Consider the following 14,667-nt stretch of genomic DNA (forward strand, 5'->3'; position numbering starts at 1 on the left):
GCGACACTCCAAGGAGGGGATAAATTGAGTATTCGGGCGTAAAGAGACTTTTCGTCCATGATAGTAATCCCTGATCATAAAATATGCATTATGATATTATCAGCCACCATAACAAGGGAAGTCCCATTGATAAACACTTTATCGGCATCACCATACTGCACCACTTTTATCGTCAATCACAATATAGACACCCGCTACCGTTGCCGCCATAGGTACAATAATGCTTTGCCATTCAAATAAAGAAAAATATTTTCCCAAAATAAAACAGCAAGACAAGTAGTTAAGAATAGCGCCACTCACTACCACATCATTGACTATACTGCATACTGCAAGTTTCCTAATTTTGCCTCCGCGGAAAAAATAGAATTAATCACATAGCCATCAGTACTAAGGGCTAAGCTGTCATCCAAAGTGGGTCTGTCTAATCAAAATAAATTAAATTCACAATATATAATTTAAATATTTGTGAGCAACATCAAATGTTATATATAATTAAAATACTTAAATAAAAATAGTTGTGATTAATATCAAATTAACTTTACTACTCATCTAAAAAATAAATATGGCTGAATATAAAAATAAAATATATCAAATTAATTCATGAGGTTACATTTGAATTTTAATAGATTAAATCTAGAATTTATACTTATAAAAACTGGTATCAGATCACAGTTCTCATAAATTAACATTGTAAAAAAAGCCAACCCGTTTTAAATATATAGCAAATGGTGTGTTACTAGCATGACTAGGCAAGAACCTGAATTTTTATGCGTTTTTAAAAACGTATAAAAATTCAGGTTTTTTTTTACCTAAAGTTCCTGCTCAGTAACAAAATGTTACTTAATCTATAAAAACAAAATTAAAAATTAAAATTAAATGCTAATAAATAAGAATAAAGGTTGGTATATGAAAAAAAGTCGACTACTAAAAGGCTCTCTGCTCATCACTATGCTATTTTCCTCAGTACTAGAAGCTCAGGAATATAAGCTAGTTGATAGTCTAAGTAATGAACCATTAATAAAAGACAGTAAAATGGATTTATTTCTTAGAAATAGATTAAAATACTTAAATGAAAATGAGGTTGGAAAAACCTATATTCATACAGCATGGGCTCAAACGATCGGATTAGATTATCAATCAGGTTTATGGAAAGAAACTCTTGGCTTTGATGTATCTTACACTTATGTTGCAAAATTAGGAGCCAGCAATTATTTTGTGAGTAGAGACTTATTGTGGAATGATGGCTCAGGATTTAAATCATCAAATGCTAAAAGCTACAAGAAATTTAATAAACGCAATATTAAATTGCAGCTAGGTGATGACAAAGAATTAAATTTTAAAGCGAAATATGGTTGGCAAGCACCAGATAGATATACTGTATTAAAAAGCTCTTATGAATCAGCAGAAAATAGCTATTTAGGTTATACTGGCACACTCAAATATCATGATCTCTCAATAGATACATTATACATTGATAGTGTAATGGAACGATTTTCCCCCAACAAAGAAAAGCTACGTACCAGAAGTAATGAGGCTGTAGAATATATTGCAGCAGGTGGCCTTAATTATAACGCTAAAGCACTAAAGGCTACCTATAATTACGGATACGCTAAAGATTTTATTGATCGTCATTTCATTGATGTTAATTATATGCCGTATTCCGATATTACTCTCGGGTTTCGAGCCGTTGGAAATGTCCCTAAAGAAATGTATAAAAATATGCCTTTATCACGACAGGCAGCAAGTGGTAGTTCTTGGGTATATGAAGGTACGGTCAAATGGCAATATGACAGCCTAGGAATGAAGGTTGGCGTTGGATACACCGATGCAGCTAAAAAGGATGGTTCGCTCGGTTATTTTGATAGACACCCAGTTAAAAACGTTCGTTGGCGTTTAGACCCTATGTCTTCTGCCGCCTACCATTATCAGCGTGATGGGGAACTGGCACTTACTGGGCTAATTGACTACAAATATGCTGAGGATTTTTATTCCGCAATACAATTAAATTATGGTCAATTCGATTTCAAAAATAATAAAATTAAAACAGGAGAACTAAATATTATAAATGCTTGGCAGCCAAGTGACCCAAGATTAAAAAACTTTACGATATTTACTAAATTAACCAAAGCTTGGTTATATCAAACTGAAGGAAATCGAACGCAACCAGTCTTTAATGATAATGGTCATTATATAAGAAGAAATGCAATTGCCGCAGATATTATTTTTGACTATAAATTCAATATTTTTTAAACCCTAATCATGTGTAGAGGTGAAAAATGAAAAAAACAATATTAGCTATTAGTTTATTAACTTTATTTGGGCTACAAGCTCAAGCTAGCAACGATAAAATGCGTATTTTATTAGTTAATGACGATGGATGTGAAGCATTTGGTCTAACTGAATTAAAATCTCAATTAGATGCAAAAGGCTATGATGTTTGGCTCGTCGGCCCTTCAACCAATCAAAGTGGAATTGGTACCGCAATTACATTTAAAGCAGGTAAAGAGTTCGATATAAAAAAAATAAATGATCGTACTTATTGCTTCCCAGGTACTCCTGCGGATTCACTGGATTTTGGTTTACAAGGGCTATTGCGGGAAACACCACCTGATCTGGTTATCTCAGGCGTTAATGACGGGCCAAACACGGGGGCATCTCAATTAAATTCAGGAACAATATCTGCCGCAGCGCGTGCTGTACGCTTGGGTTATCCTGCAATTGCAGCCAGTGTTGGTTACATTATGACAGAGGAAGAGATGAAATCAGGTTGGCCTAGCACTCATAAATATTGGCCTGATTCAGTCACCTATGTTGTTGATCTCGTAGATGATTTAAATAAAAAATGGGTATCAGGCGAAAAAGTTCTTCCTGCTAAATCAGGACTAAGTATCAATTACCCAGCACTGCCTAAAGATAAAATTAAAGGCGTAAAATTTGTTGAAAATGAATATGCTGTTTCACCACAAATTTTATATGAAATAACCGCTGAGGGGAAAGCCAAACAAGTTATTAATCCTGATGCATTAAAAATGAGAGATGATAATTCTGATACTGGGTACCTTGATAAAGGATATATTACCTATACCATCTTTGATGGTGACTGGAATGCCCCTGAAGAAAAAGTCAAAGAATATAAAAATATTCTTAATATAAAATAACGTTATTATTTTAATAAATAGAGGCGTAAGGCATGAGCAATACAAACCAAAATTTCCAATTGATGGCTAAACCTTCAGGTTCAGTGTGCAATATTGATTGTACTTATTGCTTCTATTTAGAAAAATCAAAGCTTTATCCTAATAGAAAAAACCAATGGCGAATGACTGATGAGATTCTAGAACAATACATTCGCACTAATATAGAGCAACAACCTGCTGATATAATTGATTTTGTTTGGCAAGGTGGTGAACCAACTCTGCTTGGACTCGGTTTCTACAAAAAAGCTGTTACACTTCAACAAAAATATGCAGGTAAAAAAAGGATAAACAATTCATTTCAAACTAATGCATTAAACCTTGATAGTGATTGGTGCCAGTTCTTTAAACAACATAATTTCTTATTGGGCGTTTCAATCGATGGTGATCAATCTTGTAACGACCAATACCGATTAACTCGATCGAAAAAAAGCACTTTCGATCGCTTAACTAACAGTATTGAGCTACTCAATAAATATCGAGTAGACTTTAATACACTAACTGTTGTAAATAATTATAACGTAAAAAGACCGATTGAAATTTATGAATTTTTAAAAAGTATTGGCAGCTATTATATGCAGTTTATCCCTGTCGTTGAGCGGCAGGCACAACAAACAACGACGGAAGGATTATCACTCATTTCCCCTGAATTCTCAGGAAATGCTGACGTTACAGATTGGTCAGTGAACTCTTCAGACTATGGCCACTTTTTAAATACACTGTTTAACCATTGGCAAAAAAAGGATATTGGCAGCGTCTTTGTTATGAATTTTGAGCAAACCATGAGTCAAAGTCTTGGGTTCCCAAGTAGCTGTGTTACGAGTGAAACCTGTGGGGCAAATTTAATTATCGAAGCCAATGGCGATATTTATTCTTGCGATCACTTTGTTTACCCCGAAAATAAAATTGGTAATTTGATGGTCGAGACTGTTCCTAATATGTTGAAATCAAAAAATCATGAACGTTTTTCATCACTGAAAAAAGATAAGATCAGTCAAGATTGTTTAGCTTGCGAGTTTAAACCACTATGTCACGGTGGTTGTCCAAAACATCGGTTTTTAATTGATTCAAAAGGATTACCTAGGAAAAATTATTTTTGCGATGCCTATAAAATCTACCTATCGCACTCATTAGGAAAAATGAAAGCGATATTAAAAGAAATTCACGCCAATTAAGAAATAGTCAATTAGAATTAAATTAAAAACCGAGTTGTAAATGAAATGATGAAGTGACCCCATAAAGCTAAACTCGGTTTTTAATGAAAAACTTATAGCGCGTATTTTTCTATCGCCTTTGCAACCCCATCCGTATCATTACAACTGGTCACGTCCGTAGCTCGCGACTTTAATTCATCAGTTGCATTTTCCATTGCAATACAGGTTCCTGCAACATCAAACATGGGTAGATCGTTATTTTGATCACCAATACACATAATTTCGTGCTTACGTAAATCTAGCTGTTGTGCGAGTGCTTGTATTGCTAAGCCTTTATTCGCATTTTTATTTAACACTTCTAAAAAATACGGTGTACTTCTGACTAAAGTATACTGTTGAAAATAAGAAGATGGGATCTTTTTGATAACACTAGATAAGTAGTTTTCCTCGGAAGAAATCATCAATTTAGTAAATAAGATATCAGCCGGCATCTCATCCATTGGGACATAATGGATTAAAGTATTCGAGAGATAAGCTTCATGCGTAGTATAAAAACCAATAATTTTATTTGCCGTGAAAATTTTATTATCACCAAGCGCATGTAATGAAAGTGCCAGCTCTTCAGTTTGTGTATAAATTTTTTTATAGTCATCAAGATCTAATAAAAAGTCTATAAGATGACTGCCATTTGAAGCATCGTGAATAACACTACCATTGTTACTTATACAGTAGTTACCAGGTTTATCTAAAGCTAGCTGTTGTAGATAAGGTTGGATGCCTGAGTAAGGCCTACCAGATGCAAGAATAATATGTATGTTATTTCTTTGGGCTTGCTGAAGAATGTTCATAACATTATCACTGATTTGATGATGAGTATTTAATAACGTGCCATCAAGATCGATAGCAATTAGCTTTATAGCCATACGGTTTTCCTTTTCTATTCCCATTTTTAATGACAATAATATTTTTGCCAAGGGAAAATACTAATCAGGTTAATGCCTAGTCTCACCTAGTTACACACCCATACTAAATAATAATTAAAATTCAGATCTAAACTGAATTTAAAAGCCTTTCTATATGCAATGCTAAATAAATAATTTCCTCACGAGAAACAGGAAGGTTATATTCAGATTGTATCAGTGCCGCAATTTTTTTGGCACATGCAAAATTTTTCAGTAATTCCTTCTCAACCAACTCCTCAAGAACTGAGTTAAATTGGCTACTCTTGTCACGATTAGCCTGACAACGGATCAATAAATATTTTAAATGATTAATAAATCTAGAAAAGCTATCTGATTCTGTATTTACTTGAATATGAAATGAATAATTTACAATATTTACAATTTTATAAACTATTTGTGTAAACCTTAAAGTGTCACCAACGCTTTTATTATTTAATTTTGCATTAACAAAATGAAGTGCTATAAGAGATGCCTCACTTGGGGGTAGGCTTACATCAAGTTTTTCATTAATATAATCAACAGCAACTTTTCCCGCAATAAACTCAAGATGATATAAATAAGGCACTTCATAGAGAGAAATACTCATCTCCCTACTTTTACTTCTCTCTATTGCAAAAGTAATATGTTCAGAAAGTGTAATAACTAAGCTATCGCTTAGTTCTGCATTTAAAATTGGTTTACATTTATTGATAACTTCAATCGTCAATTTGATAATATCGATAGGGATATTATCAAGAAAATTATGTATATCATGATCATAGGGCTTGATAAAAAGCTCATCATTTTCATTACAGTGGTAGTTTTGACCTGCTTTAGATTTAAAGCCTATGCCTTTACCAATAATAACGACTTCTTGTTGGGCTTCGTTGTCTACAAGTATCACATTATTATTTATAACTTTTTTTATTAGGTACATATAGGCGACTTCCATTATTATACGTTATAAATGCAAAAAAACCTGAAATGACATGAAGTAACACTTCAGCATTTTCAGGTTTTTGCCTAGTCTAGCTAGTAACACACCAATTAATAATGTAGATATATCTTTTCTACTAGATAAAAGCAAGATTGGCACCTATTTTTTGTGATCGATATCGGAGTAAGTAGTTAGCATTTTTTGTCATCAAGAACAGTTATTATTTTAATAACACATTATTTTCCTAAGCAAAAATTAAAATTACATAATCTTTTTCTCGTTACAATTAAAATGATAACTTAATCTTAAGAAAATGGTATGTCTCTGTCGTACAGATCACAAATCTATTATTCTCATATTGTCTTTTATGAATAAAAATTCTATAAAGTAGCGGTAGGTCTGTAACTAGTTCGACTAGGCAATAACCTGAAATGTATTGAATTTCACTATTCAACAGTTTCAGGTTTTTTTATGCCTAACTTTTGAGTTACAGAGCATAACCTAATGAATAACAATGATTTTTAATGTATAAAAAGCATTATTATTCATCAATATTTTAGTATTACTTATTGGGTTATTTATAAAACAAAATAAGTCAGGCATAAACTTTGGCTTGAAATATAACAGGTGTGTAACTGGCAAGACTAGGCATTAACCTGAACAACACTTCCAAATGAAATTGGAGGCCGTTGTTCAGGTTTTTTTATAGGTATACTTATGGAAAGTAGACAAGTCGCAGAACAGATTATCGCTCTTATCGGCGGAAAAAATAATATTAGCCAGCATTGGCATTGTATTACACGCTTACGTTTCAATCTTCATAACAATGAATTAGTTAATGTAGAGAAACTCCGTGATATTCCGTGGGTACTGGGTGTTAATTTCCAAGGTAATCAATTACAAGTCATATTAGGCAGCCACGTTACGCATGTTTTCACTGAGTTACATAAAATAGTTGAACCTAATGGCTCAGCAATAACTGATGAAGCACCACAAGCAGAAATATCTGAGCCTAAACAAAATATTATTAATACTTTTTTTGATTTTCTATCGGGTATTTTCACCCCAATATTACCTGCTATCATAGGAACTGGGTTACTCAAAGGGTTACTCGCTCTATTTGATATGTCTGGCCTTATTCCTAATGGGAGCTCCGAGTACCGGATACTCTATGCCATTTCGGACTCAGCCTTCTATTTTTTACCTATTTTGCTAGCGTTTTCTGTTGCTCGTAAATTTAAAACCAATGAATACATTGCAGTAACCTTAGCTTTCATTCTAGTTTACCCAATATACCAAGGCGAACCTGCACTTTCTTTCTTTGGTATTAATATTCCTAATATTACTTATAATTTTACTGTTATTCCGATTATTCTTGGAGTCTGGTTACTAAGCTATATCAATCGATGGGTTGAGAAAATTATCCCTGCGAGTGTTAAAATTATTTTTGTGCCACTATTGGTGCTGATAATCTCATCAATTATCACTCTTTCATTACTCGCTCCATTAGGCTATTACATTGGTGAATATTTACAGCAAATATTTTCTTCTCTCTTTAATATTGCAGGCCCTATAGCAGGCTTTATTATGGGAGGATGTTTATCACTGTTAGTGATAACTGGCATGCACTATGCTTTTTTCCCAGCCACATTTTCAAACTTTAAAACATTAGGCTACGACTTTGTTTTATTACCTATTAGCTTATCCAGTAATCTTGCTCAGGCAGGTGCAACATTAGCTGTCGCCATCAAAAGTAAAAATACAAAATTAAAATCTATCGCCTATTCCTCTTCCCTTTCTGCAGTTTTTGGTATCACTGAGCCTGCAATTTATGGCGTTACCATGCGCTTGAAAAAACCTTTCTATGCAGCGTTGATCGGTGGTGCAGTAGGAGGTGGAATCATTGGTACATTCGCCGTAAAAACCTTTGCGTTTAGTATTCCTGGGATCACAGCCTTACCAACCTATGTTGAGGCTGGCACAGATAACTTTATGTTTATCTGCCTTGCAGTAATAGTTAGCTTTGCTTTGGCATTTATTATCACTCTGTTTCTAAAATTAGATGAGCCAGGACTTGAGCCTAATAAAGACGGTGTAACCACTTCCCATGAAAACGCGTCACCTCATCGTGAAATGGAAGAAAAAATACAGGCCCAAATGCCCCCTCATAATAAACAATCAACACATTCATTACTTGCGCCAATTTCAGGGGAAACATTACCACTCGAACAAGTACCCGATACCGTTTTTGCCAATAAAATCATTGGCGATGGTATTGCCATTATTCCTTCAGATAACAAAGTTTATGCGCCAACTGATGGTGTTGTTTCAATGGTCACGCCAAGTAAACACGCCATCGGTATTACAACCAATGATGGTTTGGACATCCTTATTCATGTAGGCATTGATACTGTTTCATTAAATGGCGAAGGGTTCACCCTCCATGTTAATGAAAAGGATAGCGTTAGATCCGGTGACCTACTTATCGAGTTCGATATTGAAAATATAACTAAACATTCATTATCAACAATCACCCCGGTTTTGATAACCAATTTTGACGAGTTCAGTGAATTACACCTAACAAATCAACAACATGTTACTTGTAATGAAACCACACTGCTCACCGTTAATTGATTTAGAAAGAGGAAATTATGAAATTAGATACTAAAAACACCAGTACAATCGGTTTTCCAAAAGATTTTTTATGGGGAGGTGCAACAGCTGCTAACCAAATCGAAGGTGCATTTGATCTAGGCGGTAAAGGCCTTTCTACCTCAGATGTCGCGGCATACAAAGACCCTTATGCAGACGGCGGAGTCAACAACTTTACCTTTAACGTCACGTCAAAAGAGCTTGAAGAGTATTTAAAACCTGAGTGTAAAGCGCTATTCCCTAAACGCTGGGGTATCGATTTTTATCATCGTTATGAAGAAGATATCGCATTATTTGCTGAAATGGGTTTTAAAGTATTCCGCTTATCTATTTCTTGGGCCCGTATATTCCCAAATGGTATTGATGAGCAGGCCAACGAAGAAGGTTTAGCATTTTATGATCGCGTTTTTGATGAGTTAGCTAAGTACGGCATTGAGCCACTTGTCACGCTTTCTCACTATGAAATGCCATTAACGTTAACGCAAAAATTCAACGGTTGGCAAGATCGTCGCCTCATTGATTTATTCGTAAAATTTGCGACTACTTGTTATAAGCGATATGAATCAAAAGTGAAATATTGGATCACGTTCAATGAGATGAACATGAATCTCAATAGCTTATATACCGGTGCAGGGACATTGCCAGATACCGTCAAAAACGTCGAAGAAGCGGCATACCAAGCCTCCCATAACCAATTTGTTGCTAGTGCAATTTCAATCAAACTCGGCAAACAGATGATGCCGAATGCAAAAATTGGCTGCATGATCTGCCGCTTAGAAACCTACGCAGAAAGTTGTAACCCAGAAGACCAATTACAAGCACTGAAAGAAGATCAAATCAATCTCTTCTACCCTGATGTTAGTGTACGAGGTGAATACCCAACGTATATGTTGCGTTATTTTGAAGAAAATAACATTAATATTCAGGTAGAGCCTGAAGACTTCAAAGTACTTAAAGAAGGTGTAGCAGACTTTATCTCACTAAGCTATTACATGACCTATGTCACCAAAGGCGGCCCTGATGCGAAAGAGTTATCTGGACACTTAGTGAGCAAGATCAAAAACCCATTCCTAACTCAATCTGAGTGGGGCTGGCCGATTGACCCTACTGGACTGCGTATCACACTGAATAAATTGTGGGATCGCTATGGTGTTCCTCTGTTTGTGGTCGAAAATGGCCTAGGTGCTCGTGATACTTTAAATCCAGATGGTACTGTTTCTGACCCATATCGTATCGAGTACATCAAAGAACACATTATCGCCATGAAAGAAGCGATTCGTGATGGCGTTGATTTAATGGGATATACCACATGGGGCTGTATTGACCTGATTAGCTGCGGAACATCACAAATGACTAAGCGTTACGGTTTCATCTATGTAGAACAAGATGATGAAGGTCGCGGTTCACTAAAACGTATTCCTAAAGAATCATTCTATTGGTACCAACGTGTAATCGCCTCTAATGGTGAAAACCTTGATTAATCAATAAATTATAGTATAAAAGCACCTTAACTCGTTAGCGATACCCGTTAAGGTGCTCTTGCTTCTACAAATCATGAGCATGAAAACATCATTATAACTAAAGTTATACGCATTGACTTTCCGGTAGTTGCCCATTTAGAAAACCCATCAAGAATGAGGGCAATTGCTCAACCTCTATGCCATCAACATCACAACGAATTGAGGACGAAAAAGACGATACCGCCAGCAACGATGCTGACCGTCAACATCAATACTCCGAAATAACGGTATAAGTAAAAAAGCACCGCAAAAAGCCCAAGGCCAATCACCGGAAAAAGAACCCTCCCCGGCCGAATACCAACATAATACCAGCCCACTCCCGGTACCATCATCTGCGGCCAATAAATCTCAACAATGGTCTTTGCAAAAAACATGCAACCAACCAGTAGACTAACCAGCAAAATATAATGGAAAAAGCGAAAGTACAGCCCCCCGTTACGCATTAGATTTTGGCTCGCTACCATTAGCCGCAGTGGCAATAACTGTGCCCAATTCCTGACTGTATCGGAGTAATTCGTTTTTATCTAGGCACTCGACGTGGTGTTTTATCTTACTATTCGAAAAGCCGAGTTCATGCGCTAGCATGTTGATAGAAAGACCTATGCCAGTACGACCCACTATGCTTTTTACCCATTTAATGATGGCTTTCTGATCTTCAGTCAGATAAACCGCATCAGAGGTCTCATCATGACCCAGCCCTTTAGCGATGCATGGAGCTCTGGTTGTCATTTTTTCTTCATCTATAACAATACGACCTTGCTCATATAGCTGCTTCATGCGACGAGCAAGCAGACCTTTTGAATCCCCCATAGTCTTGCCAATTTCATCGTAAATCGGCGGCGCCCCTTTTTCTTTGATGCATTTAATGAGGTCGTTAAATAACATCTGCAAATAGGCTGAGGGGAATTCCACTTTCAGGATCTGGGGTTCTGTATCGTTTTTGGGGAGTTGGTCGGACATGATTTTTTGGTCACCTCAAGCAATATTTGGCTGATTATAATAAGTATATCTACATCATGCGGGCTTTAATCTTGCTTACCCGCATTTGCCTTGAAGACGAGTTCTGGTATCAGACAGTAAAATTAACGCATTCTCCAGCAACTGAATTTCTATGTTGGAAGAAGCTTCATTGATGCTGAATTAATCCGCTCGTCCATCGCGTCTGGCTAGTCGCTCACACTCGGAATCACACCTGTAAAATGAGACATGTTATCACCTATTCGCTATGCTTACTGTATTGTAAAATAGTGAACGGTTCTAGAATGTTAGCGCTAAACCTAAAGAGCCAGTCTGATAGAGAATTTATAACAATTTGGCCATCCTTATTACCATAAAGAATTTGATCCTAAGATAGCTGAAAATTTGATTCGGTTAGCTGTATTATTTCATTTTATTACATGAATGCAATCTACTTTCATACAATAGTTTATTAAGTACAAGTTATATTATATTAAATAAAACGATAATAAACAGTAAATTATTAATCTTAAAAGAAAATAAATAATATTTACAATTAAGTTTAAATTTATTACTAAAAATGAAATTCAAATATAGACTAAAATAACAAATCAAAATAAGTTAACGACCAAGGATGCTTACCTATCAATCGCCGGTAATATAAAATATAAATCCAGTTTTTATTATGCTCAATATCTAACATATCTTAATAAGACACTAACTCTCTTCTTAAATAATGATAAGAACGTTCTCATATATACATATCGATTTACGATTTCCATCCACTGACTATAACGATAATATACCAACACCTTGTGTTGATATAAATAATAGCCTCTCTCGTTTTATTAATTCCTTAAATACTAAGCTCAGATATAACTAAATCTGCTCTGAAATAAAAAGAAAACGAACCTGTCCTAACACCTTACATTCCATTTTGACCAAAGAATATAGATTCTTACCCCTCACTACCACTACGTATCAACCCTCGGTAAAGATATTTATTATAACCTAGTCGATTATAACTTAGATAAATCAAATCTACAGGCAATGATGATGAAAACGAATCACAAAGCGTTGCCCTATCTCCAATCTAGCAGCCCAGTCCATTACACACCTGAAGGTAAGTATTGTTTAAATCAAAACGCCGTAACGTTTGAACCTGTTCTCTTCCTAACAGTTAAATAGCTAGTGTCTACACTGCTTTCTACGATTGGGCTAAAGTTTGATTTGCAGTTAATATATTGAAACTAAAAAACAATATATTTTTTGTTAGCGAATTATATGAGAAAATCAGTGTTTTCATTATGACCCCTCTTGAGTAGCCTGAATGGGAAAACTTATTCACCGATACCATAATGGTAACCCCATGTCACAGCAGTTAACTCATCATTATTGTATTATTGGAATACGTAATTAATTTTATTATTTTAAATATCAATATTTCCTATGATTTTAAATATTAATTTTTAAGTTTATTCTGTTTCCTCCTAATAATTTTAATATATTTCCAAAATGAAACAACTCATGGATTTTTGTTCAGCATATTTATTCTCTTAAGCCATAAAAACAAATCATTATCTTTCCTTTAGTTAAATAAAATAGAATGAAGAGTATATTAGACATAACTCAGCTATATCTACATTTGATTATCGTTAATTGATTTGTTATTTGTTTATTATAATTTACCTTTGACTTTTGTGTTTTTTACTCTATTTTATAATTAAATGTTTATTACTATTTCTATATCTTCTTTTTTAGAACATATTTAAAACTCTAATTTTTTCCAGCAATGATTATTTATTAAAAATAAACCTAGTCATTTTAGGAGTTATCATGGAATACAAGCTTAATAAGAATATCCCTATAGGAACTAATGCTACTGGATTACGAGAAGAATTCGATAGTATGGGAAAAGTAAATGTTCCCGCAGACCGCTATTGGGGTGCCCAAACACAACGCTCATTACAACATTTTAATATCGGTAATGACCTCATGCCAAAAGAGGTTTACCACGCCTACGGCTATGTAAAGAAAGCTTGTGCGTTAGTTAACTTTGCCGCTGGCAGATTACCCGATTGGAAAAAAGATGCCATTGTTATGGCTGCTGATGAGACTATCAGTGGTCAGCTTGATGACCATTATCCTCTCTATGTATGGCAAACAGGCTCTGGTACGCAATCAAATATGAATGTCAATGAGGTACTTTCTAATCGAGCAATCCAATTATTAGGCGGTACATTAGGAACTCAATCACCTATAGGTCCTAATGATGATGTGAATATGGGGCAATCGTCAAATGACTCATTCCCAACTGCAATGCATATCGCTGCAATTTTTGCGATTGATGAACAGTTAATCCCAAGCATTGAAAGTTTAATCCAAGTTATTGAAAAAAAAGCTGACTCATGGATGACCGTGGTTAAAATTGGTCGCACACACTTAGAAGATGCAGTTCCCCTCACCGTTGGGCAAGAGTGGCATGGGTGGGCAGGTCAGCTCAAAGACGCGTTGGAAGATATTAAACGCAGTAAATTAGACCTGTATAAACTTGCGATAGGTGGTACCGCGGTAGGTACGGGTTTAAACGCACCAAAAGGCTTTTCAAAAGATGTCGCTGAAAAAATTGCAGAATTAACACAAAAACCATTTGTTACAGCGCCAAATAAATTTACTGCTCAAGGCTCTTTAGATGCATTAGTACGTGCTCATGCGGCTATTCGAGGACTTGCGGTTGCATTGATTAAAATCGCCAATGACATGCGTTGGCTTGCCTCCGGTCCTCGTTGTGGCTTCAGCGAATTGATTTTACCGGCAAATGAACCAGGTTCTTCAATCATGCCAGGCAAGGTGAATCCAACACAGTGTGAAGCGATTGTTATGATTGGTATTCAAGTGATGGGAAATGACTCTGCAATATCTATTTCTGGTAGCCAAGGTAATTTTGAATTAAATGCAATGCGCCCTGTAATTATTAATAATTTATTACACTCGATTCGCATCATCTCTGATGGCTGCCATAAATTCAGAGAGTATTCTGTTGAAGGCACTGAATTAAATAACACCAAAATTACTGAGTACGTCAATAATAGCGTGATGCTAGTCACTGCTCTCTCTCCAATTATCGGATATCAAAATGCAGCTCATATCGCAGAAAATGCGATTGCAAAAAACATCACATTAAAAGAATCAGCTATTTCTTCAGGAAAAATAAGCGAAGAGGACTTCAATAAGTACGTCAATCCTATTGATATGACAGGTAATGGTTTATCTGGTGCTTAATTTATTTTTAAATAATCCAATTATGAGGTT

The 14,667-nt window shown here is 35.3% G+C and carries 12 protein-coding genes; 7 read left to right on the forward strand and 5 right to left on the reverse strand.

The genetic code is table 11. The features are described from left to right. Nucleotides 1-147: 147 nt before the first annotated feature. On the reverse strand, nt 148-300 hold the full coding sequence (locus ACLPIE_RS00005; protein WP_430258578.1) for a hypothetical protein: 153 nt from the start codon (nt 298-300) through the stop codon (nt 148-150). Nucleotides 301-906: 606 nt separating this feature from the next. On the opposite strand from ACLPIE_RS00005, the gene ACLPIE_RS00010 reads away from it, so the two are divergent. Genes ACLPIE_RS00010 through ACLPIE_RS00020 form a run of 3 tightly spaced genes read left to right on the forward strand, consistent with a single transcriptional unit; the run spans nt 907 to nt 4,369 of the window. Beyond that, nucleotides 907-2,250: an OprD family porin gene (locus ACLPIE_RS00010; RefSeq protein ID WP_104873237.1), complete on the forward strand. Its 1,344-nt coding sequence runs from the start codon at nt 907-909 to the stop codon at nt 2,248-2,250. A 26-nt stretch (nt 2,251-2,276) separates the two neighbouring features. Continuing rightward, nucleotides 2,277-3,158, forward strand: a complete 882-nt coding sequence (gene surE / locus ACLPIE_RS00015; RefSeq protein WP_104873236.1) for a 5'/3'-nucleotidase SurE — start codon at nt 2,277-2,279, stop codon at nt 3,156-3,158. Between the two features lie 32 nt (nt 3,159-3,190). Further along, entirely contained in the window at nt 3,191-4,369 is a 1,179-nt protein-coding gene (locus ACLPIE_RS00020) for an anaerobic sulfatase maturase (RefSeq protein WP_104873235.1), read from the forward strand. 92 nt (nt 4,370-4,461) lie between these two features. On the opposite strand, the gene yidA is transcribed toward ACLPIE_RS00020, so the two are convergent. Beyond that, nucleotides 4,462-5,271 (reverse strand): sugar-phosphatase, encoded by an 810-nt coding sequence (gene yidA, locus ACLPIE_RS00025; RefSeq protein WP_430258580.1) that lies wholly within the window; start codon nt 5,269-5,271, stop codon nt 4,462-4,464. 127 nt (nt 5,272-5,398) lie between these two features. Then, nucleotides 5,399-6,241 carry a PRD domain-containing protein gene (locus ACLPIE_RS00030; protein ID WP_104873234.1) on the reverse strand — a complete coding sequence of 281 codons (843 nt, stop codon included), beginning with the start codon at nt 6,239-6,241 and terminating at the stop codon, nt 5,399-5,401. A 702-nt stretch (nt 6,242-6,943) separates the two neighbouring features. On the opposite strand from ACLPIE_RS00030, the gene ACLPIE_RS00035 reads away from it, so the two are divergent. Next, nucleotides 6,944-8,860 carry a beta-glucoside-specific PTS transporter subunit IIABC gene (locus ACLPIE_RS00035; RefSeq protein WP_430258582.1) on the forward strand — a complete coding sequence of 639 codons (1,917 nt, stop codon included), beginning with the start codon at nt 6,944-6,946 and terminating at the stop codon, nt 8,858-8,860. A gap of 17 nt (nt 8,861-8,877) precedes the next feature. Continuing rightward, nucleotides 8,878-10,359 (forward strand): glycoside hydrolase family 1 protein, encoded by a 1,482-nt coding sequence (locus ACLPIE_RS00040; protein ID WP_104873232.1) that lies wholly within the window; start codon nt 8,878-8,880, stop codon nt 10,357-10,359. A gap of 188 nt (nt 10,360-10,547) precedes the next feature. Here the strand turns inward: ACLPIE_RS00040 and ACLPIE_RS00045 are convergent, their stop codons facing one another. After that, nucleotides 10,548-10,772, reverse strand: coding sequence for a hypothetical protein (locus ACLPIE_RS00045; protein WP_158660878.1), 225 nt, complete (start codon nt 10,770-10,772; stop codon nt 10,548-10,550). Between the two features lie 61 nt (nt 10,773-10,833). Next, the gene (locus ACLPIE_RS00050; RefSeq protein ID WP_430258584.1) at nt 10,834-11,358 is read right to left on the reverse strand and encodes a LexA family protein; all 525 of its coding nucleotides are present in this window, start codon (nt 11,356-11,358) and stop codon (nt 10,834-10,836) included. Nucleotides 11,359-12,309: 951 nt separating this feature from the next. Here ACLPIE_RS00050 and ACLPIE_RS00055 point away from each other — a divergent pair. Both ACLPIE_RS00055 and fumC read left to right on the forward strand, forming a co-directional pair. Further along, nucleotides 12,310-12,543, forward strand: coding sequence for a YagK/YfjJ domain-containing protein (locus ACLPIE_RS00055; protein WP_430258937.1), 234 nt, complete (start codon nt 12,310-12,312; stop codon nt 12,541-12,543). 648 nt (nt 12,544-13,191) lie between these two features. Then, complete coding sequence (gene fumC / locus ACLPIE_RS00060; protein ID WP_104873228.1) at nt 13,192-14,637, forward strand: class II fumarate hydratase; 1,446 nt, start codon at nt 13,192-13,194, stop codon at nt 14,635-14,637. The last annotated feature ends 30 nt before the right edge of the window (nt 14,638-14,667 follow it).

Source organism: Providencia sp. Me31A (assembly GCF_050487165.1).
In the GTDB taxonomy this organism is placed as follows: Bacteria; Pseudomonadota; Gammaproteobacteria; order Enterobacterales; family Enterobacteriaceae; genus Providencia.